Origin of the sequence: Halobaculum gomorrense (assembly GCF_900129775.1) — an archaeon.
In the GTDB taxonomy this organism is placed as follows: Archaea; Halobacteriota; Halobacteria; order Halobacteriales; family Haloferacaceae; genus Halobaculum; species Halobaculum gomorrense.
In genome coordinates, this window is sequence record NZ_FQWV01000009.1 from 14952 (window position 1) to 36420 (window position 21469).

A 21469-nucleotide genomic window follows, 5' to 3' on the forward strand; every position below is an offset into this window, starting at 1 on the left:
TCTATAATGTATTCCAAAATCGAATTCACAAGGTAGAGGGTATATATCGCCATTATTCACGTCTTCAGTATTTCGGGGCGGTTTGCCCTTAAGTACTCATTTGCGCTAAAAGAAGAAAGAACGTCCGCCGCGACTGGGAGGCACTCCTCGAAACACTCGGCGAGGAAGACGCTATCGTGATCATCGACGAGTTCCCGTTCCTCATCGAGGAGGACGAATCGCTTCCCTCACGGATCCAGCGAGTGTGGGACATGGAGCTACAGGAGACGGGGATGACACTCGTGCTCGTCGGCTCCTCGATCAGCGTCATGGAGGACAAGGTGCTCTCCGGTAGTGCACCACTGTACGGCCGTCGGACAGCGACTATTGATCTCAAGCCTCTCTCTGTCGCTGACGCACGCCGGTTCTTCCCGGTGTACGACCCCGAGACCGCCATTACTGCGTGGTCGATCTACGGCGGTACTCCGTACTACCTCCAGACCATCGATCCCGGCCAGCCACTCGGAACGAATGTCCAGCAGGGGATTCTCTCGGAGCGGGGGCTACTGTACTCTGAACCCGAGTTCCTGCTCCGCACTGAACTTCGACAGCCGAACACGTACTTCAGCATTCTCCGTGCGCTCGCCCACGGGCGTCGCACTCCGAACGAGATTGCGGGCATGGCTGGCGTGGAGTCAGGCTCGCTTAGCACGTACCTCCAAAAGCTCCGCCGACTCCGCCCCGTCGAACGCCATATCCCCGTGACGGAATCCCCGACGGCCTCGAAACGCGGTCGGTATCGCATCGCTGCGCCGTTGTTCCGGTTCTGGTTTCGGTTCGTCTACGCGAACCAGGACCAGCTTCGGATGCTTGACGACGACGCGTACGACGAACTTGTCGTCCCAGAACTGGCGGAGTACGTGAGTCCGCTGTTCGAACGCCTCTGCCAGCAAGCGCTCCCAGACCTCCTCGACCGACAGTTCTTCGATGTCGGGCAGTGGTGGTTCAAGGAACACGAACTCGATGTCCTCGGCCTCACTGGCGACGGCCTCGTCGCCGGCGAGTGTAAGTTCACATCCCAACCCGTGAGCGAAGGCGTCCTCGCCGACCTCGAACGAACAGCGTCGGAAGTCCGATGGTCAGACGAACCAGCAGACGGCGAGACGCTATACGTCTTGTTTAGCCGCTCCGGGTACACTGCAGACCTCAAAAACGCCGCTGAGACGCGTGATGACATCCGCCTCTTCGAGTTGCCTGACCTGTATAACCGAGCAAGTCTATCCTGACTCGACCGTCTCTATGCTTGCGGACCGAGGTAGCCCCACGCCTGGAGCCGGTCGCCGTCGCCGTCGATCCACCGCTCGCCGATGTCGTCGCGGTAGTACATGTTGGGCATCACGATGTCGTCGATCCGGTCGTACGCCTGTTCGCGGGCCGCGTGCATCGTCTCTCCTTTGCCCGTCACGACGATCGGCATGCCGTTGCCACCGGCCGCCCGCCACTGGCCATCTATCTTCTTCGTGTCTTCCAAGTGAATCCCGTCCCGGCTGTCCGTCTCGAACACCACAGCTGCGTTTCGAGAGTTCTCATCGTACGTCTTCTCGTCGTCGAACGGGAACGGCGGCAAGACGATTCGAACACCGATCTGGTACCCGTTGTGCACCTCCACCGCGGGGTCGTTGCCGTGTGCGAGGTCGTAGAAAAACTGGCCAGTAGACGACTCGATGGACTCCTCCTGCAACGCGATCGTCGGATACCCGAACCGCGGTGTGAACTCCAGCGGGTAAATGCCGTTCTCGTTCACGATGCAGTTGATGTCGATGCTCCCGACGTATCCTTCGGTGGCGAGCCACTCTTCGAGTTTGCCGAAGGTCTCTTTGAACAGTCTGTTCTGGCTTGCCCAGAACATCGATGTTCCCATCTCGCCGGTCTGCGGGCCGATGTTCCCTGGGAACAATTTCTTGTGCTCGAAATTGAAATTGACCTGATCGATGAACTCGTTGCCGTTGAAGAATCCGCAGATGGCGATCTCGACACCGTCGACTTTCCGCTGGAGTTGGAACCCCTTCATCCGGTGTCCCCACGCCTTCTTGTAGGCGCGAAGCACCTCTACGACATCGCTTCCATCGTCCTCGTTTCCGACGTACAGCAGTCGCTTGACGTTCTGGACTTCCCCGAGTGGCTTGATGACGTACGGAGCTGGATGCTCCTGCACGTGCTGGATGCCCGCGTCGAAGTCGTGGAAGATGTGGTGTTCGACGGTGTTGACGCCGTGCTCTTCGAGAATCTCCATCGCGTAGCCGCGGTCTTCTTCGAGGTGATCGGTGTTCGGTGTGCCACCGACGACAGCGTTCCCTCGCTCGCGGAGTTCCTGAGCGAGTTCCCCAGTCCCGATGTCCGATCCGACCCAGATGTCGTCGAAAACGATGACATCGGCCCATTCGACCTCCGCCCGCCAATCGTCGATTTTGGGGACGAAGCCGTCCCCGATCTCCTTGTCGCTCTCGGCTTCGATGTAGTATTTCACGTCGTGGCCTTCCGTGTGGACCTGCCACGCGAGGTCGGTGATCAGCGCGGCGTCGGCAGAAATGAACAGGAAGTTGTGGTCCTCCATACGGAGAGGGCGACACGGACGGGATTATATCCGGCGGCGAGGCTTCCGTCGGCGGAACCTCACGGACTGCTGGCTGGTCGTCGCCCGGCGAGAGCGGAACACGGTCGCTCTCCGTGTCACCGACACCGCATCCCGGTGTGTTCGGATCCGAACTGTTTTGACTGACTGGCCAGTTAGTTCAGACAGACGCGGCGACCGGTCCGCCGGGGACCACTCGCCGCACCCCGAACCGCACGATGAGTCAGGAGCACGACACCGAGACGGCGTTCATGGAGGCGACGTACCGCGCGCTGTGTACGCACGGGTACGCCGACCTCACAATGCAGGACATCGCCGACGAGACGGACAAGAGCAAAGCCGCCCTCCACTACCACTTCGACGGGAAAGACGATCTCTTCCGGGAGTTTCTCGCGTACCTCCACGAAGGCTTCGCGGAGAAGATCGTGGACCACCCGGACGGGTCCCCCGTGGCCAAGTTGGTTGCGCTCGTCCGCCGGGTCCTCGACCCCGTGGACGACGGCGCGGACCAGCAGTTCAATACGGCGTTCATGGAAATCAAAGCGCAGGCGCCGTATCGGGACGGCTACCGTGAGGTGCTGCGCCGCTTCGACGCCGACCTGCGGAGCGAGGTCGCCGACCTCGTCACGGAGGCAATCGACGCCGGACAGTACGGCGAGGAGACCGACCCCGAGGAGGTCGCCGAGCACGTTCTCACGTACATCCACGGGACGTGGACGCGCGCGGCCGCCGTCGGCGCCGACGTGGTGACGATGCGCGAACACCTGATCGACGACCTGCTCGACCTCCTCGTCGAGGGGGAGCCGGTTCCGGCGGTCGCCGCGACCGCCGGTCCCCGGACCCTCGACGACGAGGACGACGAGGACGGAGCCGCTTGCGGCGCCGATGCCGACGACGGGGTGAGGCGGGAATGAGCGTCCGAGAGCGCCTCGCCTCGGTGTTCAAGGGGCGCGACGAGTTCGACCTCACCGACGGCAGCATCGGGAAGCCGCTGTTTTACCTCTCGTTGCCGATCGTCGTCACCAACCTCCTGCAGACAGCCTACAACCTCGCGGACACGCTGTGGCTCGGTCGCTACAGCACCGAGGCGCTGGCGGCCATCTCCTTCGCGTTCCCGATGGTGTTTCTCCTGTTTTCGCTCGGGATGGGGGTCACCGTCGCGGGGTCGGTGCTCGTGGCCCAACACGTCGGCGCCGAAGAGGACGAAGAGGCGAAGTACGCGGCCTCGCAGACCGTCTCGTTCGCGGTGATCGTCTCGCTCGTGCTCGGCGGCGTCGGCTACTTGGTCGTCGGGGACCTGCTGGGCCTGCTCGGCGCGTCGCCGGACGTCCTCCCGCTGGCGACCGACTACATGCGCGTCATCTCCTCGGGGCTGGTGTTCATGTTCGGGTTCTTCGTGTTCACCGCGCTCATGCGCGGCTACGGCGACACGATCACCCCGATGCTGGTGATGCTGTTGACCGTGGTCGTGAACATCGTCATCGACCCGTTCCTCATCTTCGGGTGGTGGGTGTTCCCCGAGCTCGGCGTCGCCGGCGCCGCCTACGCCACCATCTTCTCACGGGCGTTGGCGTTCGTCGTCGGGATGGCGATCATGCTCCGAGGGACTCGTGGCGTCCAGATCACCCCGGCGGATATGGTGCCGAACCTCACGTACGCCAAGAAGATCGTCCGCATCGGCGTGCCCGCATCCGTCGAGATGACGGGGCGGTCGCTGTCGGTGAACCTGATGCTCGTCATCGTCGGACTGTTCCCGACGACTGTCGTCGCCGGCTACGGGATCGGCGTGCGCGTGTTCTCAGTCATCTTCCTGCCGGCCATCGCCGTCGCCCGCGGCGTCGAGACGATGACCGGGCAGAACATCGGCGCGGACAGGCCCGAGCGCGCCGCCACGGCCGCCGGAATCGCCGCGAAGACGATGTTCGCCATCCTCGGCGCGCTCGGGGTCGTCGTGATCCTCGCGGCCCGGCCGATCGCCGCGGTGTTCACCGACGACCCGGCCGTGATCGCGGTGACCGCGGACTTCCTGCGGTGGGTCGCGCCGACGTTCGGGTTCATCGGCGTGATGCGCGCGTACACCGGCAGCCTCCGGGGCGCGGGCAAGACGATGACCGCCGCGGCCATCTCCATTCTGATGCTCGGGTTCATCCGCCTCCCGGTGGCGCTCGGACTCGCGCGCCCAAACATCCTGGGGCTTCCGCTGCCCGCGTTCGACTCGACGGGGATCTGGATGTCGTTCGCCGTCTCGAACGCCGCCGGTGCCGCCATCGCGTATCTCTGGTACCGCCGGGGCACGTGGCGCGACGCGGACCCGCGCGGTCAGGTTCCCGCCGGCACCGGCGAGGAAGCGGATGGATCGGACGCAGCGGTCACGCCGACGGACGACTGACGGCTCGCCTCCGGTGCAGGTACGACACCCCCCGAGACGGGGCCGACGGCGATGATTCGGTGCCGGCGACGACGCCTCACGCAGATGGGCGCGTCGACCGAGAGTCACCGTGATCGCTTTGTTCACGTTCATGCTATCTCCGGTATGAGCAGCGCAGACTCGAGAGAGGGCGGCGACAGCGAGTCCGTCCGCGTGTGGCTCGTCGAACGGACGTACGGCGACGACGAACTGAATATCGTCATCCTCGTGTACGCCGACGAGACGGGCCGGCGCTACTTCCGCAAGGAGCGCGCGTTAACGAGCTTCACCGACGAACGCGAGACGCCGGTATCGCAGGTCGTCCCCGCGGACGAGCTCGGTCGCATCGACGAGTTGGACCGGGAGCGGTACGCCGCGGAGGCCGCGCGGATGGCGGCCGCTCACGACCCCGACGACGCCGTCTGAGGGGCTGTCTCGCACGGCCGTCACTGAGGGGCTGTCTCGCACGGCCGTCAGCGGGACCGTGCTCTCTCGAGCACCGAACCCGACGGACTCTTGCGACTCCGGGGCGTATCGCCGCTCGATGAGCGACGACGGCGCCGGCGGGTCGAGCGTCCCGGCGGACGGCGGGGCGACCGACGCCGCGGGCGACACCTTCGGTGTCGGTATCCACGTGACGAGCGACGAGTTCCGCTTCGTCGTCCACGTTCCCTCCGACATCGACTCCGACTGGCGCGACCCCGACGAGTTCCAGCGGCTGATCGAGCGGGCGACCTGGAAGCGGCTCGACCAGCAGGAGACGCTCCGTACCGTCGCCCGGTCGACGGACGAGGGGGAAACGGCGACGTTGGGTACCGTGACGATGCGACCCGGCGGCGACGTGACCGATCACTCGCTGTCCCCGCCCGAGGAGTGAGATCGACCGGAGGCCAGTCCTTCGGAGGGCCCGGTGACCGTCCGTGGTCGTCCGACGCCGACTACCCGTCGATATCCGCGAGGATCGCACCGACCGTGTCGATGCGCGACGGGTCGTACCGGGTGAGGTCGTACCGGTTGGCCGCGACGGTGTCGCCCCATACGTCGAGCGCCCCGAGCGTGACGAGCGCCTGCAGCGCCGCGCCGAGCGTGCGCGGCGTCGTCTCCGGATCCGGGATGCTCGCGTGGATCTGTTTCGACTGGGGGTAGCTCATCTCGACGGCCGCCAGTCCGGTCCGCGCCTCCCGCCAGTGGTGTCTGAGGTAGCCGAAGTTCGTGGGGTCCGACTCGCGGAGGTGCGCGAGCAGGCGCTCGGTGAGCACCCGCTCGGCCTCGTCGTCGACGACGGGGAGCCGACGTGCGAGCGCCGAGAGGGCCGCACCGTCGCCGGCGGCCGCGCCGTGGAACTCGACGCCGGCGTCGGCGGCCGCGTCGACGAGCGCCGCCACCGTCGACCCGGCGTCGGCGTCGGCTTCGATGAGCGCCCCCACGTCGTCGACGACGACCGTGCCGCCGGCGTCGAGGCCGCCGATCGCGGCGAGCGCAGAGCGGAGATACGCCTCCGGCTCCGCCAGCGGCGCCTCGACGGCGTCGATGACGACGCCGCCGCCGATTGGTCGGCCGCTGGGCGCCGGCGCGACGGCGCCGGCAGGGCCGCGAACCGCGTTATCGACGCTGACCAGATACGCCCGCGCCGGCGACGCCGGGCCCGCGCGCTCGAGTGCGCGGTGCCACTCGTCGACCGACCGACCAGCGACGAGCGCCACGTGGGTTCCCCCGGCTGCGGCGGCCCTCCTCGCGAGAGATGCCGCGTCGGCGTGGATCGCTCCGATCGACTGCTCGACCGCCTCGCCGGCCATGGTACTATCGATAGCACGACCGTCGAACATAAATTTACTGGGCTCAATATCGGAAGTGATGCCCCTTGGTTCGGCGACCGACCGACCCGACGACCCATGAACCGCGGCCGCGATCTTGAGCGCCCGATCGAGGCCGTGCAGAACGCGGCCGTCGAACACGCGCTCGCCGCCGGGAAGTCGCGAGACGCGCTCGCGCTCGTCGGGGCCCTCGAAACGCTTCGCGCGGGCGACGGCGACCGCCCGCGGTCAGCGGATCCCGCGTTGACGGCGCTCTCGACGACGATCGCCGCGTTGATCGGCCAACGGCTCTCAGACCGCCGTGACTCATCGGCGGACGAGGCGGCGTCGGCGCGGGCTCCCCCCACTGTCGGCGACAGCCGCGGCGCGGGCGATCACCCCGCCGCGGTCGGGGCGGCCGTCGCCTGCGAGCGCTTCGACGTGGCGGTCTCGCGCGCGGCGACGCTGGCGGAGGTCGACCGTTCGGCTATCGAACACGTCCGCTCGACACGGGCCGCTACGGGCCGCGCGGCGAACGACCCCTCGCGCGAGCGGTGACCGGGGGGCGGCGACCGTGGAGACACCCGGCTTTATAACCCCACGGTTTATAAAGGAACCCAGAGGAACGACGACGTATGACGGACCCGGCAGAATCCATCGAGATTCAGAACGTTGTAGCATCGACGGGGATCGGGCAGGAGCTCGATCTCGAAGCGCTGGCCGAGGACCTTCCGGGCGCCGATTTCAACCCGGACAACTTCCCCGGACTGGTGTACCGAACGCAGGAGCCGAAGGCGGCCGCCCTCATCTTCCGCTCCGGAAAGATCGTCTGCACGGGCGCCAAGAGCATTGACGACGTCCACGAGGCGCTGGGGATCATCTTCGAGAAGCTCCGGGGGCTGAAGATCCCCGTCGAGGACGACCCGGACATCACCGTCCAGAACATCGTCTCGTCGGCGGACCTGGGCCACCAGCTCAACCTCAACGCCCTCGCGATCGGCCTCGGGCTGGAGGACGTGGAGTACGAGCCCGAGCAGTTCCCGGGGCTCGTCTACCGGATGGACGAGCCGGACGTGGTCATCCTCCTGTTCGGCTCGGGGAAGATCGTGATCACGGGCGGCAAGCGCACCGACGACGCCGAGGAGGCGGTCGAAGAGATCGTCGACCGTATCGAGACGCTGGGCCTGCTCGGCTAACGACGGGCGCGTCAGTCCCCCGTTCACCGGCTGCCGACCGCGAGCGCTCGGCTCGTCGGCGGCGTCCGCCGCTCAATCGACCCTGAAGAGGTCGCGAACGCCGGTGGTATGGGGGAAATAGGTATATATTGGGAACCCGCATACGGCGACATAGTGGCTTCCCGACAGGGCGCCGCCGACGCCCGCGCGGCGTCGGCGCACACCGGTCGCGGCGGCTCGTCCACGAACGCCAGGGCCCGGCCCCGCTCGCCCGACACGCCCGAGCGAGCGCGGGACGTCTCGGTCCCTCCCGAACGCGACCCGGGGCAGTACGCGCAGACGGACCACTTTCGACACCGGCTGCGCCAGCAGGGTCGCTACATCACCCTCCCCGTCGTGGGCGACGCGATCAGGAACGGCCAGCTTCGCTGGAACACGACCGACGGCTGGCGGTTCGCGATCGTTCGCGACGGCGTCCGCTTCGTGATCGTCGTCGGCGACACGGAGACGCCCTCTCCGGTGCTCGTCACCGGCTGGACGGAGGTCGCCGACTGGGAGGCGGCGATGGCGTCTGACCGCTGGAGCGAAGTGGACGTCCACACGATCCGACTGCGCGCCGACCTCTCCAAGCACAAGCAGCGGCAGATCCCGGGGCGTATCCGGCCGCGCGTCGTCACGCGGCCGTTCGTGGTCGGCGGCCACCGCGTCCGCACAGACGCCGGCGACGGCCACGTGGAGTGCGTCGACTGCGGTGCCCGCTTCCGCTCGAAGCGCGAACTGTGTGAACTCTCCTGCGACGCGCGCTGACCTCGGGGATCCTCCGGACCGGTCCCACCGGGGCGCCGGTTTTCACTTCAGGGACACCGAGCGCCGAGCGCGGCCCCTTTAGGCGGCGACGACGTACCCCGAGTGATGACTGACGACGGCGACGAGTCGCCGGCGGGCGACGGACGCGGGGGACTCGACGCGGGGGATGACGCCGGTTCGGCCGGGGGCGACGACGCTGATCTCACGATCGACCGCTTCTACGACGCCGTCGAGGCGGCCGGGCGCCCGGTGCTCACCGCCTCGCAGGTGGGCCGGGAGACCGACCGCACGCAGGCGGAGGCGCGCGACCGCCTCGACGCGCTCAAAGCGGAGGGAGCCGTCGAGCGCGTCGACGTGGAGTCGGACCCGGTCGTGTACTACCCGAGCAGCTGGGGCGACCTCGCCGAGCGCGAGCGGGTGGTCATGTTCCCGACCCGGCGCCAGATCGTGGTCGACCAGCCGACGCAGTACACCCGCGCGATGCTCGCGGACTTCGCGCACCTCGTCGACTCGACCGGGACCGACCCCGGCACCCGCGGATACCTCTACGAGATCCGCCAGGAGGACATCTGGGCCGCGCCGTTCGAGGAGTTCTCGCAGTTGCTCGCGCGGATGCGGTCGGTGCTGCCGCGTCGCTCGCCGCACCTCGAGGAGTGGGTCGAGAACCAGTGGAAGCGCGCCCGGCAGTTCCGCCTGCGCACCCACGAGGACGGCTACGTGGTGCTGGAGGCCGACCGCGAGGAGCTGATGGGCAACGTCGCTCGCCAGAAGCTCGACGAGACGGTGTTGCAGGCGGACCTCTCCGACACCGAGTCGTGGGTGAACGAACGCGAGATCGGCCGCGTGAAGCGGGTGCTGTACGAGGCCGGCTATCCGGTGATCGACGAGCGCGACCTGGAGTCCGGCGACCCACTCGACGCGACCCTGGAGACGGAGCTCCGGGCGTACCAGGCAGACTGGGTCGACCGCTTCACCGAGCAGCGCGCCGGCGTGTTCGTCGCGCCGCCCGGGTCGGGCAAGACCGTCGCCGCGCTGGGCGTGCTGGAGGGGGTCGGCAGCGAGACGCTGATCCTCGTGCCCTCCCGCGAACTCGCGGGGCAGTGGCGGACGGAGTTGCTCGCACACACCGACCTCGACGAGTCGCAGATCGGCGAGTACCACGGCGGCGAGAAGGAGATCGCCCCGGTGACGATCGCGACGTACCAGACGGCCGGGATGGACCGCCACCGCTCGCTGTTTGACTCCCGCGAGTGGGGACTAATCGTGTACGACGAGGTGCAGCACGTGCCTGCGGACGTGTACCGGCGCTCGGCGGATCTCCAGAGCAAGCATCGGCTCGGGCTGTCTGCGACGCCCGTCCGGGAGGACGACCGCGAGGAGGAGATATTCACGCTCATCGGCCCGCCGATCGGCACCGACTGGGGCGCGCTGTTCGACGCCGGGTTCGTGCAGGAGCCGGAGGTGGAGATCCGGTACGTCCCGTGGCGCGACGAGGAGGCCGAAAACGAGTGGGCCAACGCGGACGGCCGCGAGCGCCACATGGCCGCCGCGCGCAATCCCGCGAAGGCGGACGAGGTGCGCCGCCTCCGCGAGCGCCACGGCGACGCGAAGGCGCTGGTGTTCGTCGACTACCTCGACCAAGGCGAGGCGCTGGCGGCGGCGCTCGGCGTCCCGTTCGTCTCCGGCGAGACGCGCCACCACGTCCGAGAGCGCCTGTTCGAAGAGTTCCGTCACGGCGAGCGCCGGACGCTCGTCGTCTCGCGGATCGCCGACGAGGGGATCGACCTCCCGAACGCCGAACTCGCGATCGTCGCCTCCGGCCTGGGCGGAAGTCGGCGGCAGGGCGCGCAGCGCGCCGGCCGGACGATGCGGCCCACGGGGTCGGCGCTCGTGTACGTGCTCGCGACGCGCGGAACGAGCGAGGAGGACTTCGCGCAGCGACAGATGAACCACCTCGCGGAGAAGGGAATCCGCGTCAACGAGCGAACCGTCGAATAGCCGTCGACGGAATCGACCGACCGGTCCAGCGGCGCGTCGGCGACCCGCACGACGCCCGTGTCCGTGTCGTCGACGGCGACTCGTTCCACGGCTACGCCCCGCTGTCGGCGTCGTCGGTGCCGTCAGTACCGTCGGTACCGTCGGCGTCGGTTCCGCCGTCCTCGAACGCCGGCTCCGACCACCGCTCCTCGGCGTCGACGGGGTCGATCGCGTGGGCCACCTGCGCGCCGGAGAAGTCCACCTCGTGCAGGGCCATGTTGAGTCGCTGCCAGCGGGCGCTCTGCTCGTCCTCGCCCTCGGGACCGACGCGGGCGCCGTGGGTCTTGAAGAACTCCGCGCCGCGGCTCATCCGGCTCCCCTCCCCGGTGTGGTTGTCGAAGGCCACGTCGAACTTGCCGCTCGGCTCGAACGCGCCGACCGGGAAGTCGACCTGCGGCTCCTCGCCCATCTTGTGGGCATCGGCGCGCTCGGTGGCGGCGTTACGGAAGAACTCGTCGGCGTTCGGCGCCTCCCGCGAGGAGCGGGCGCGGGCACACGCGAGGGCGGCGTGGATCGCGCAGATCCGCCCGCGCCACTCGCCGGGCCCCCAGCGCTCGGTGGCGAGCGTCTCGTAGCGCTCGACGAGTAGGGCGACCTCCTGACCGGCGCGGAGGTCCTCCACGACGTACAGGTGGAGTCGGTCCCAGAGGTTCCACGCGAACCCCGAGCGCACGAGTTCCCACGCCGCCCAGGCGGCCACCTCCTCGTCGGACCGACGGACCGCCTTCTGGAGGAGGCTCGACACCGCATACCGGTTATATCCGCCCTCCGTCTCGTCGGCGCCCATCGGCTCGCCGAAGTCGTTCGTATCGTCGGCGTCCGGGTCGCGCTCGGAGAGTTGCCCGTCCGCCCCGAACGTCGCCTGTCGGCTCTCGTCGTCGCCCATGACATCCCGGCTGTCCACGTCGCGCGCGATAAACCCCCCGACGGGGCCGTGACTCCGCGTGGCGAACGCGCACCGAATGAGAACCCTTAAGTCCGAATCGGCAGGTATCTGTTGATGTATCCGGGTTTAGCTCAGCCTGGTAGAGCAGCCGACTGTAGATCGGCTTGCCCCCCGTTCAAATCGGGGAACCCGGACTCAGTTTTCCGACGACCACGCGAGGGAGCGGTGCGTGGTCGAGCGTAGCGAGACCACGCTGCGAACGGGGAACGAAGTGACCCGCGAGCACAGCGACCGAGCCGTCGTCGGAGTCGTGCACACGGTTCCCCAATTTGAGCACGGAAGACGCGCGCAGCGGAGCGAGCACGTCTTCAGGAGTTCAAATCGGGGAACCCGGACTCAGTTTTCCGACGACCACGCGAGGGAGCGGAGCGACCGCGCCAGCGGCGACGAAGCCGACAGTGAGCCGATTTGAAGAGACGAGTCGCAGCCCGCGCAGCGAGCGGAGCGAGCGAGCAGGAACGTCTCGGCGTATTCAAATCGGGGAACCCGGACTTCTCGCGGCACGTCGTGAAGGGAGAGCGCCCCGCTCACTCGTCGCGTTCGCGGCCGCCCCACACGCGTTTGTCCGTCACGAGTGCGACGGTCATCGGCTCTGTCACGCGGATCCGGCACGAGAGGCGCGGATAGCCGAACCGGTCTGCGAGTCGGTCGTGCCAGTGCGACGCCTCCGGTCCGTCGATGACGCGCACGCCGCAGGTGGCGCACAGCCCGCGTCCGCCGCAGTTGACCCGCTCTGTGGCCCTCGCGTACGGCGAGAGATCGGTGTCGGCGCCCGTTTCGGCGTCCGCGGCGAAGAGCGCGTCACGGAGCATCGCACCGCGGTTGACCAGCAGCGTCGCCTCGCCGTCGCCGTGGCGGACGCTGACCGGGATCTGATCCGACCGGTCGGGGTCCGTGTCGTCGTCCTCGACGGGGGACACGAGTCCGTCTACGGCCGCGACGAACAAAACCGCAGCCCTCTCGACAACGATCGGCACGGACCCGCCGGCGTCACGGTCCGTTCGGTCAGGTATTTATGCCTACTCGATATTCTCTGAGTATGACTGAAAGCGTATTGAAGGAAGACGAAGAGCGGGCCGAGCTCGACGACCGCGCGGTCGTCGATCGGCTGGCGGACGCCGGCGATCGCGAGCTGTCCGTCGGCCGCGATCGACCGCTCCGGATCTCGGCCGGGCATCGGCTGCTCCGCCACGACGGCAAGTGCAGCCGGCCGCACGGCCACAACTACGAGATCCGCGTCCGGATCACCGGCGAGCTCGGACCGGAGGGCTGGGTCGTCGACAAGGGGGACGTGACCGCCGTCGTCGACGAGTGGGACCACCGGTTCCTCGTCGAGGAGGGCGACCCGCTCGTGGAGGGGTTCGAGGCGTCCGGGGACGGCGACGCGCTCGTGGTCCTCGACGCGCCGCCGACCGCGGAGGTGATGAGCCTCGTGCTGGAGGAGAAGCTCCGCGAGCGTCTCTCGGACCGTGTCTCCGATGTCACCGTCGAGGTGTCGGAAACGAGCGAACTGTGCGCGGGCGGGATCTGATCGATGCCCGTCACCAGCGAGGTCGACCGCTCCGACGCGGCGCCCGACGGTCCCGCGCTCCCCGTCAACGAACTGTTCTCGTCGCTGCAAGGTGAAGGGACGCTCGCTGGCGTCCCAAGCACCTTCGTCCGAACGAGTGGCTGCAACCTCCGGTGTTGGTTCTGCGACTCCTCTCACACGTCGTGGGAGCCCACGCACGCCTGGATGAGCGTCGACGACGTGGTCGCGGCCGTCGAGGAGCGCACCCCCGACCACGTCGTCCTCACCGGCGGCGAGCCGGCCATCCACGACGAGAGCTTCGAGTTGCTCCGTCGCCTCGACGACGACTACCACCTGACCGTCGAGACCAACGGCACCGTCGTCCCGCCCAAAGGGACCCCCGTCGACCTCGTCAGCATCAGCCCGAAGCTGGCGTCGTCGACGCCGACGGCCGACCGGATCCCCGCGGGTGTCGAGGGCGACACGGACGCCGACGCCGCCGATCGGGCCGAGCGCCACGAGGCGGCGCGGGTCGAGCTCGCCGCGCTCGCCGCGCTCGTCGAGCGCTACGAGAGCCAACTGAAGTTCGTCGTCACCGGCCGCGACGACATGACCGAGATCGTGGACCTCGTCGACCGCGTGCGCGAGGCCGCGAGCGTTCCGGTCCCCGACGACGAGGTACTGCTGATGCCCGAAGGGCAGACGCGCGAGCAGTTGGCCGGCACCCGCGAGACGGTCGCCGACCTCGCGCTCGAGTACGGCTTCCGGTACACGCCGCGCATCCACGTCGACGTCTGGAACGACGCCCCCGAGTCCTGACCATGACAGACACCAATACGCCAGACGCCGCAGACGCCGCCGACGGAACAGACCACACCGAGACCGCAGCACCGAGGGCCGGAGACGTCGACCGGCCGGCCGCGGTCGTCCTCGTCTCCGGCGGGATGGACTCCGCGACGACGGCCTACGAGGCCCGCGAGCGCGGGTACGACCTCCACTTCTTGCACACCTCCTACGGCCAAAACACGGAGACGAAAGAGCGGGAGTGCACCAAGGCGCTGCGCGAGAAGCTCGGGGTCTCGACGGATCGCTTCCTCCACATCGAGACGGACCACCTCTCGCGGATCGGCGCGTCGTCGCTCACCGACGCGTCGATGACGGTCGAGGATGCCGACCTCGACGCCGAGGATGACGGCGTCCCCAGTTCCTACGTCCCCTTCCGCAACGCGAACCTCCTCGCGATGGCCATCTCCTACGCCGAGGCGAACGACTGCGAGGCCGTCTTCGTCGGCGCCCACTCGGAGGACTACGCGGGCTACCCCGACTGCCGCCCCGAGTTCTTCGACGCGTTCGAGCGGATGGTCGACATCGGCACGAGACCCGAGACGAGCGTCGACATCGTCGTGCCGTTCGTCGAGGAGTCGAAGACCGCGATCGCCGAGCGCGGGGCGGAACTGGGCGTCCCCTACGAGCTGACGTGGAGCTGCTACCGCGAGGAGGCGCCCGCCTGCGGCACCTGCGACGCCTGCGCGTTCCGGCTGCAGGCGTTCCAGCGACTCGGGATCGAGGACCCGATCGCATACGAGGAGCGCCCCGAGTACACGAGCGACGACGACCCGACAGACGAGGTGTAGCACCGGTCGGAGACGGACGTACCGCCCGCGTCGGGTATGCGAACGTTCTTCACCAATAACGGGTCCAGCTGTCCCGTGATACCGTGATCTGACGATCGCCCGCGGGCGCACAGCGGTCGTGCGACGCGCCGCCCGCGGTCTCGTCGATCGACGCCCGAACGCGTCGTCGACCGTTCGCGTCGCCAGTCCGCCATGATCGTCGCAGTCGGGACCCGATCGCCGCTCGCGCCGGAACCGCAAGGGATTCCCACCCGCTCGCGTAGCCTCGCGTGTGTCGACGCTCGCCGCCATCGACGCGCTCGAGGAGCGCATGCCTCCGCTGGTCGGACTCGCCGTCGCCGTCGTCGCGGTGTCGACGAGCGCCATCCTCGTCGAGTGGAGCGGCGCGCCCAGTCTCGTGAAGGCGCTCTACCGCGTCGTGTTCACCACCGCGCTACTCCTCCCGGTCGCGTTGGTCCGCCCGAGCGACCGCGCTGCCTTCGGCGATATCGGCGGCCGTGATCTCCTGCTCGCGGCCGTCTCGGGGGTCGCGCTCGCGGTCCACTTCGCGTCGTGGTTCGAGAGCCTGCGTTGGACGAGCGTCGCCGCGAGCGTGACGCTCGTCCAGGCGCAGCCGCTGTTCGTCGTCGCCGGTGCGTGGGCGCTGCTCGACGAGCGCGTCGGTCGCAGAACGGTCGTCGGGATCGGCGTCGCGCTCGCCGGAATGAGCGTGATGAGCGTCGGCGACGCGCTCGTGGGCGCCGAGCCCGCGATCACCGGACCGGACCCCCTGTACGGAAACACGCTCGCGGTGCTGGGCGCCGCGGCAGCGGCCGCGTACGTGCTGCTCGGTCGGTCGCTGCGTCAGCGGCTCCCGCTGCTGCCGTACGTGGTGGTGGTGTACACGACGTGCGCGCTCGCGCTGCTCGCGGCGACGCTCGCTCGCGGACACCCCCTCCTCGGCTACGGCACCGAGGAGTGGCTACTGTTCCTCGCGATGGCCGCCGGACCGGGCGTGTTCGGCCACACCGTGATCAACTGGGCGCTCGCACACGTCGAGTCCAGCGTCGTCTCAGTCTCGCTGCTCGGCGAGCCGGTCGGGAGCACCATCCTCGCGATGGCGCTGCTCGCCGAGTACCCGTCGCTGGTCACGGTCGGCGGCGGCGCAGTGGTGCTGGCGGGCGTCATCACGACCGCGCGCGCTCGCAAGTCGTAACGGCCGTGAGTGCGGTCGCGACTGCATCGCGAGAGTCGCGCGTTCAGCGATCGCTACTCGAGCAGTTCGCGCGTCTTCCGGTGGCGGAACCGAAACATCGGCTCGAAGCCGACCCACCCCAGCGGCGACGCCCTCCTCCCGAGCGCGCCGCCCGGGAGCTCGTACCGCACCTCGTCGTCGACGACCGTTTCGGCGCCGCGCTCGTAGAAGCGATGAGTGTGGCGCCACGTGGGAAAGGGGCCGCCGTCCATCGTGTCGACGAACCGCGCCCGTCCTGCATCGGGATCGGCCTCTCGCTCCTCGATGCGCGAGGTCCACGACTGCCGCGGGCCGACGCCGAACGGGCGGGCGCTCATCTCGATCGCCGTCCCCGCCGCGAGCACCCCGGGGTCCTCCTCGCCGTCGGGGCCGACGACGCGGTCGACGCGGAGGTTCATGAATCCGGGCGTCAGGGCTTCGAGCCCGCCGATGTCGGAGTGGAACTCCCACACCTCGTCGAACGGCGCCGCGACTCGCACGCGTCGTCGGTACGTCGCCATGTCCGATCCAAGGGACGCACAGTGAAACACGCATCGACGGCGGCGGCCATCGGCGAGCGCGCGAGCGGTCCGGCGTCACCGCGCGGCGGCGACGCCGACGGCGCCGGCGACCGCGCCGACGAGGAAGGCCGGCTCGGCGAGCGCGAACAGTGTCAGCGGGACCTCGGCCGCGACGGCGAACGCCGTCGCGAGATCCGTCGGAGGACGGTACGTGTCGTCGTGCCGGACCTGAGCCAGCGGTCGGGGCTACATCGTCCTGTATGGTGTCGGTTTGCTTGTCGAACCGGGACTCGACGCCCCTCGGTATTGTCAGTAGCGGAGGAGCACTTGAACGTGGGCAAGCCGTGTCAACATACCCCGCGACTACCGGCGACACACGGCCGTATCGGTGGCTTTTACGACCGCTCCCACCGAGGCATCGCGTATGAGCGACGACACCGGCGAGCGTCAGGAGTTCCGCACCGAGTCCGACAGCCTCGGCGAGATGCAGGTGCCGGCGGACGCCTACTGGGGCGCTCAGACCCAGCGCGCCGTCGAGAACTTCCCCATCAGCGGCGCCACGTTCGGGCGGCGCTTCGTCCGCGCGCTCGGCGTCGTGAAGAAGGCCGCCGCCCAGGCCAACCGCGATCTGGGCCACCTCGAGGCGGACACCGCCGTGGCGATCGTCGAGGCCGCCGACGAGGTCATCGCCGGCGAGCACGACGACCAGTTCCCCGTCGACGTGTTCCAGACCGGGTCGGGCACCTCCTCGAACATGAACGCCAACGAGGTGATCGCCAACCGCGCCGCGGAGATCTCCGGCGCCGAGATCGGCGACCGCGTCATCCACCCGAACGACCACGTCAACTTCGGCCAGTCGAGCAACGACGTGATCCCGACGGCGATGCACGTCGCCGCGCTGGAGGCCGTCGAGAAGGACCTTCTGCCCGCGCTGGAGGAGCTTCACGCCGCGCTGGAGGAGAAAGAGGCGGAGTTCGACGGCGTCGTCAAGACCGGCCGCACGCACCTGCAGGACGCGACGCCCGTCCGGCTCGGACAGGAGTTCGGCGGCTACCGCGCGCAGGTCCGGAAGGGGATCAAGCGCGTCGGCGACACCCGCTACCACCTCCGTGAGCTGGCCCTCGGCGGCACCGCCGTCGGGACGGGGCTCAACACCGACCCCGAGTTCCCCGAACTCGCCGCGGAGTACATCTCCGAGGAGACGAACACGCAGTTCCGCGAGGCCGACAACCACTTCGAGGCGCAGGCGGCCCACGACGCCATGTCGGAGGCCCACGGGGCGCTCCGAACCGTCGCCGGGAGCCTCAACAAGATCGCCAACGACCTCCGCCTGCTCGCCTCCGGCCCGCGCAACGGCATCGGCGAGATCGAACAGCCCGAGAACCAGCCCGGCTCGTCGATCATGCCCGGGAAGATCAACCCCGTCGTCGCCGAGGCGGTGAACCAGGTCCACAAGCAGGTCGTCGGCAACGACGCGGCGGTGTCGGCCGGCGCCGCCGAGGGGCAGATCGACCTCAATCTCTACAAGCCGGTGCTCGCGCACAACTTCCTCCAGTCGGCCGAGCTGCTCGCGAACGCGAGTTCGGTGTTCAGCGAGCGGTTCGTCGCCAAGCTGGAGGCCAACGAAGAGTTCGCCGCCGAGCGGGTCGAGCAGTCGATGGCGCTGGCGACGGCGCTCAACCCCGCGATCGGCTACGACAAGGCCAGTGAGGTCGCCAAGACCGCGCTCAAGGAGGACAAGACCGTCCGCGAGGTCGTCCTGGAGAAGGGCTACCTCACCGAGGCGGAGGCCGACGAGGTGCTCGACCCAGAGGCGATGACCCACCGCGGCATCCTCGGCGAGGAGTAGGCGCTCTGTATCCCGTTGGGCCGCGATCGGTCACCCCGACTCCGCGGCGCCCTCCTCCATCCGCTCGTAGCGGTCCGCGAACGTCGACTCGCAGGTGGGACAACAGAAGTGGTACAGGGTCCCGCCGATCCGGCTCGCGACGCCCTCGCTGGTGACGCTGTTGCCGCACTCGGCGCACTCCAGCGCGAACTCCGTCGCCGTGACACTCGGGTTCCAGTCGACGCCCGAGACGAGTTCGACCGCGTAGTCGTCGATCGCGTCGGCGCCGACGACCGCAGCGACCCACTCGTCGACCGCGTCGCCGGCGATGCGCGCGAACGCCACCACGTCGCCTTCGGCGGTCGTGAACACGTGCTCGACCGCCTCGCGCTCGCGCAGCGCCCCCAGCACCTCGACGGCGCCTCCGGGCGGGAGTTCGAACCGGAGCAGCACCGGCGTGCCCGCGCGGAGCGTGGACCGGTCCACGTCGATCGTGAACCGCCTGATGACGCCCGCCTCGCGCAGCCGCGAGACGCGGTCGGACACCGCCGGCGCCGACAGGTCGACCGCCTCACCGATGTCGCTGTAGGAGCGCCGGCCGTCGGCCGAGAGCATCCGCAGGATCTCCATGTCGGTCTCGTCAAGGTCTCGCATCGGTCGAAGCGTCGCGCGGGGCGGTGAAAAACGACTCCCCGTCTTCCCGGTACCGTGGCACCGGACCACCAGAACGGAACGGAACGACGGGACCCCCGCGCCGACTGCCGGTTCGGTACACGTCGGTGTCCGGCCGGCTACCGCCGGAACGGACCGGTACGTTCAATCTCTCCCGCTCGAAGGTATCGGGTATGCCTCAGCTCACAGCGAGAGCGACCGGTCGGGATCTCCTGCGTTGTCGACGATGCGGCACGGAGTTTCCGGAGGGACGAGCGACGGAGGACGGCTGGCACTACGCGTGCCCGACTGACGGCTGCGACGCCGCCGGCATCGGCGACGGGCTGAAGCGCGTCGAGTAGCGGCGATCGCACTGTGTCGGGACGCGAGTTCGAGCGACGGTTCGCCCCCGACTCACACCCTTTTTTCTCCCCGGCCGCCGCAGGTTCGCGCAATGACCGACCGCTCGTTCGACCCCGAGGAGCTCGGCCTCGTCGCGGGGCTGGAGATCCACCAGCAGCTCGACACTGCGACGAAGCTGTTTTGTGACTCGCCGACGACGCTGCACGACCCCGAGGAGTCGCAGCGGACGATCACGCGCTACCTCCACCCGACCAAGTCGGAGCTGGGCGAGATCGACGAGGCCGCCCTGGAGGAGTCGCAGGTGGACCGCACCTTCGAGTACCTCGCGTACGACACGACCTGCCTCGTCGAGGAGGACGACGAACCGCCCCACGAACTCGACGGGGAGGCGCTCGAGGTGGCGATGCAGATCGCCGACCTGCTCGACATGCACGTCGTCGACCAGGCGCACGTGATGCGCAAGATCGTCATCGACGGCTCGAACACCTCCGGCTTCCAGCGCTCGACGCTGCTCGCACAGGAGGGCGAGATCGAGACCGAGGACGGTCCCGTCGGCATCGAGGACCTCATGCTTGAGGAGGAGTCGGCCAAGCGCGTCGAGGAGACAGACGAGGGCGTCCGCTACTCGCTGGACCGGCTGGGGATCCCCCTCGTGGAGATCGGCACGAAGCCGGACATCTCGACGCCGGCACAGGCCCGCGAGGCCGCCCAGCGCATCGGCATGCTGCTGCGCTCGACGGGCACGGTCAAGCGCGGGCTCGGCACCATCCGCCAAGACGTGAACGTCTCGATCGCCGAGGGCGCGCGCGTCGAGATCAAGGGCGTGCAGGCGCTCGACCAGATCGCCGAGATCGTCGAGACCGAGGTACGGCGCCAGAAGGAGCTCGTCGACATCGCCGCGGAGCTCGACGAGCGCGGCGCCGCCGCCGGCGACCCGGTCGACGTGACCGACGCGTTCGCGGACACCGACTCCGGCGTCATCGCGGGCGCGCTGAACTCGGGGGGCGTCGTGCACGCGGTCCGCCTGGCGGGCTTCGACGGTCTCGTCGGGACGGAGATCGCACCCGACCGCCGCCTCGGCACGGAGCTGTCCGATCACGCGAAGCGCCACGGCGCCGGCGGCATCTTCCACACCGACGAACTGCCCGCCTACGGCGTCACCGACGCCGAGGTCGACGCGCTGCGGGAGGCCGTTGACGCCGGCGAGGACGACGCGGTCGCGCTCGTCGCCGACGACCCCGAGACCGCCGAACTCGCCATCGAGGCGGCCGCCGAGCGCGCGGAGACGGCGATCGACGGCGTCCCCGAGGAGACCCGCGGCGCCAACGACGACGGTACGACCCGCTACATGCGGCCGCTGCCGGGGGCCGCTCGGCTGTACCCCGAGACGGACGTGCCGCCCGTCGAGCCGGATCCGAGCGAGGTCGAGACGCCCGAACTCCTCACCGAGAAGGTCGACCGCTATCAGGCGGAGTACGGCCTCGGCGCCGGACTGGCCGAGCAGGTCGCGTACGGCCGCCGGATGCCGCTGTTCGAGTCGGTCGTCGCCGACGGCGTCGACCCCACCTTCGCGGCGACGACGCTGGAATCGACGCTGACGGAACTGCGCCGCCACGACGTGCCGGTCGGTGAGCTGACCGACGACCACCTCCGTGACGTGCTCGGGCTCGTCGAGGACGGCGATCTCGCGAAGGAGGGCGTCGGCGACGTGTTGACGGTGCTCGCGGAGGATCCCGGGCTGTCGGCACCCGAGGCCGTCGAGGAGGCGGGGCTGTCGGGCGTCAACGAGGACGAAGTTCGTGAGGCGGTCGCCGAGGTCGTCGAGCGCAACGCCGAGCAGGTCGACGCCGAGGGGATGGGCGCCTTCTCGGGACTGATGGGCGAAGCGATGGGCGCCCTGCGGGGCAAGGCCGACGGGGAAGTCGTCAGCGACGTGCTCCGCGAGGAGATCCAAAAGCGCGCCTGAGGCGGCT

General features: G+C 68.8%; 21 protein-coding genes, 1 tRNA gene and 1 pseudogene. 17 read left to right on the top strand and 6 right to left on the bottom strand.

Features of this window, described 5'->3' with window-relative positions; all coding sequences use genetic code 11:
- Positions 1-116 precede the first annotated feature (116 nt).
- Positions 117-1265 (top strand): annotated as a pseudogene (locus tag BUE16_RS13920) (ATP-binding protein); the annotation flags it as partial.
- A gap of 11 nt (positions 1266-1276) precedes the next feature.
- Here the strand turns inward: BUE16_RS13920 and BUE16_RS13925 are convergent.
- Entirely contained in the window at positions 1277-2593 is a 1317-nt protein-coding gene (locus BUE16_RS13925) for a phosphoribosylglycinamide synthetase C domain-containing protein (RefSeq protein WP_073310794.1), read from the bottom strand.
- Between the two features lie 236 nt (positions 2594-2829).
- On the opposite strand from BUE16_RS13925, the gene BUE16_RS13930 reads away from it, so the two are divergent.
- The 4 genes from BUE16_RS13930 (at position 2830) to BUE16_RS13945 (ending at position 5895) form a co-directional block, all read left to right on the top strand.
- Positions 2830-3525 (top strand): TetR/AcrR family transcriptional regulator, encoded by a 696-nt coding sequence (locus BUE16_RS13930; RefSeq protein ID WP_073310797.1) that lies wholly within the window; start codon positions 2830-2832, stop codon positions 3523-3525.
- Entirely contained in the window at positions 3522-5000 is a 1479-nt protein-coding gene (locus BUE16_RS13935; RefSeq protein ID WP_073310799.1) for an MATE family efflux transporter, read from the top strand. The genes BUE16_RS13930 and BUE16_RS13935 overlap by 4 nt, the downstream gene beginning before the upstream one ends.
- Positions 5001-5144: 144 nt before the next feature.
- Positions 5145-5444, top strand: coding sequence for a hypothetical protein (locus BUE16_RS13940; protein ID WP_073310801.1), 300 nt, complete (start codon positions 5145-5147; stop codon positions 5442-5444).
- Between the two features lie 118 nt (positions 5445-5562).
- Positions 5563-5895 carry a hypothetical protein gene (locus BUE16_RS13945; RefSeq protein WP_073310803.1) on the top strand — a complete coding sequence of 111 codons (333 nt, stop codon included), beginning with the start codon at positions 5563-5565 and terminating at the stop codon, positions 5893-5895.
- Between the two features lie 61 nt (positions 5896-5956).
- Here BUE16_RS13945 and BUE16_RS16745 read toward each other — a convergent pair whose 3' ends face one another.
- Positions 5957-6814, bottom strand: coding sequence for a hypothetical protein (locus tag BUE16_RS16745; protein ID WP_073310805.1), 858 nt, complete (start codon positions 6812-6814; stop codon positions 5957-5959).
- A 96-nt stretch (positions 6815-6910) separates the two neighbouring features.
- Here BUE16_RS16745 and BUE16_RS13955 point away from each other — a divergent pair, with 96 nt between their 5' ends.
- The 4 genes from BUE16_RS13955 to BUE16_RS13970 all read left to right on the top strand — a co-directional run bounded on the left by BUE16_RS13955 (position 6911) and on the right by BUE16_RS13970 (position 10791).
- Positions 6911-7369: a hypothetical protein gene (locus BUE16_RS13955; RefSeq protein ID WP_073310807.1), complete on the top strand. Its 459-nt coding sequence runs from the start codon at positions 6911-6913 to the stop codon at positions 7367-7369.
- A gap of 77 nt (positions 7370-7446) precedes the next feature.
- Positions 7447-8007 (top strand): TATA-box-binding protein, encoded by a 561-nt coding sequence (locus BUE16_RS13960; protein WP_073310810.1) that lies wholly within the window; start codon positions 7447-7449, stop codon positions 8005-8007.
- A gap of 153 nt (positions 8008-8160) precedes the next feature.
- Positions 8161-8793: a hypothetical protein gene (locus tag BUE16_RS13965; protein WP_234972407.1), complete on the top strand. Its 633-nt coding sequence runs from the start codon at positions 8161-8163 to the stop codon at positions 8791-8793.
- 102 nt (positions 8794-8895) lie between these two features.
- On the top strand, positions 8896-10791 hold the full coding sequence (locus tag BUE16_RS13970; RefSeq protein WP_234972408.1) for a DEAD/DEAH box helicase: 1896 nt from the start codon (positions 8896-8898) through the stop codon (positions 10789-10791).
- 91 nt (positions 10792-10882) lie between these two features.
- Here the strand turns inward: BUE16_RS13970 and BUE16_RS13975 are convergent, their stop codons facing one another.
- A complete protein-coding gene (locus BUE16_RS13975; protein ID WP_073310812.1) occupies positions 10883-11716 on the bottom strand; it encodes a hypothetical protein in 834 nt (277 codons plus the stop codon).
- 120 nt (positions 11717-11836) lie between these two features.
- On the opposite strand from BUE16_RS13975, the gene BUE16_RS13980 reads away from it, so the two are divergent.
- Positions 11837-11910: transfer RNA gene (locus BUE16_RS13980), tRNA-Tyr, on the top strand.
- A gap of 393 nt (positions 11911-12303) precedes the next feature.
- Here the strand turns inward: BUE16_RS13980 and BUE16_RS13990 are convergent.
- Positions 12304-12696, bottom strand: a complete 393-nt coding sequence (locus tag BUE16_RS13990) for a 2Fe-2S iron-sulfur cluster-binding protein (protein WP_073310817.1) — start codon at positions 12694-12696, stop codon at positions 12304-12306.
- 119 nt (positions 12697-12815) lie between these two features.
- Here BUE16_RS13990 and BUE16_RS13995 point away from each other — a divergent pair, with 119 nt between their 5' ends.
- The 4 genes from BUE16_RS13995 to BUE16_RS14010 all read left to right on the top strand — a co-directional run bounded on the left by BUE16_RS13995 (position 12816) and on the right by BUE16_RS14010 (position 16115).
- Positions 12816-13307 (top strand): 6-pyruvoyl trahydropterin synthase family protein, encoded by a 492-nt coding sequence (locus BUE16_RS13995; RefSeq protein WP_073310819.1) that lies wholly within the window; start codon positions 12816-12818, stop codon positions 13305-13307.
- A 3-nt stretch (positions 13308-13310) separates the two neighbouring features.
- Positions 13311-14105, top strand: a complete 795-nt coding sequence (locus BUE16_RS14000; protein WP_073310821.1) for a 7-carboxy-7-deazaguanine synthase QueE — start codon at positions 13311-13313, stop codon at positions 14103-14105.
- Between the two features lie 2 nt (positions 14106-14107).
- Positions 14108-14920 (top strand): 7-cyano-7-deazaguanine synthase QueC, encoded by an 813-nt coding sequence (gene queC / locus BUE16_RS14005; RefSeq protein ID WP_073310823.1) that lies wholly within the window; start codon positions 14108-14110, stop codon positions 14918-14920.
- Positions 14921-15230: 310 nt separating this feature from the next.
- A complete protein-coding gene (locus BUE16_RS14010) occupies positions 15231-16115 on the top strand; it encodes a DMT family transporter (RefSeq protein ID WP_073310944.1) in 885 nt (294 codons plus the stop codon).
- Positions 16116-16168: 53 nt separating this feature from the next.
- On the opposite strand, the gene BUE16_RS14015 is transcribed toward BUE16_RS14010, so the two are convergent.
- A complete protein-coding gene (locus BUE16_RS14015; RefSeq protein ID WP_073310825.1) occupies positions 16169-16654 on the bottom strand; it encodes an SRPBCC family protein in 486 nt (161 codons plus the stop codon).
- 424 nt (positions 16655-17078) lie between these two features.
- Between BUE16_RS14015 and BUE16_RS14020 the strand changes: the two genes are divergently transcribed.
- Complete coding sequence (locus tag BUE16_RS14020; RefSeq protein WP_073310827.1) at positions 17079-18503, top strand: class II fumarate hydratase; 1425 nt, start codon at positions 17079-17081, stop codon at positions 18501-18503.
- A gap of 30 nt (positions 18504-18533) precedes the next feature.
- Here the strand turns inward: BUE16_RS14020 and BUE16_RS14025 are convergent, their stop codons facing one another.
- Complete coding sequence (locus BUE16_RS14025) at positions 18534-19136, bottom strand: AsnC family transcriptional regulator (RefSeq protein WP_073310829.1); 603 nt, start codon at positions 19134-19136, stop codon at positions 18534-18536.
- Positions 19137-19327: 191 nt separating this feature from the next.
- Here BUE16_RS14025 and BUE16_RS17040 point away from each other — a divergent pair, with 191 nt between their 5' ends.
- Together BUE16_RS17040 and gatE are read left to right on the top strand one after the other, a co-directional pair.
- Entirely contained in the window at positions 19328-19495 is a 168-nt protein-coding gene (locus BUE16_RS17040; RefSeq protein ID WP_200778449.1) for an HVO_2901 family zinc finger protein, read from the top strand.
- Between the two features lie 92 nt (positions 19496-19587).
- Positions 19588-21462, top strand: coding sequence for a Glu-tRNA(Gln) amidotransferase subunit GatE (gatE, locus tag BUE16_RS14030; protein ID WP_073310832.1), 1875 nt, complete (start codon positions 19588-19590; stop codon positions 21460-21462).
- Positions 21463-21469 lie beyond the last annotated feature (7 nt).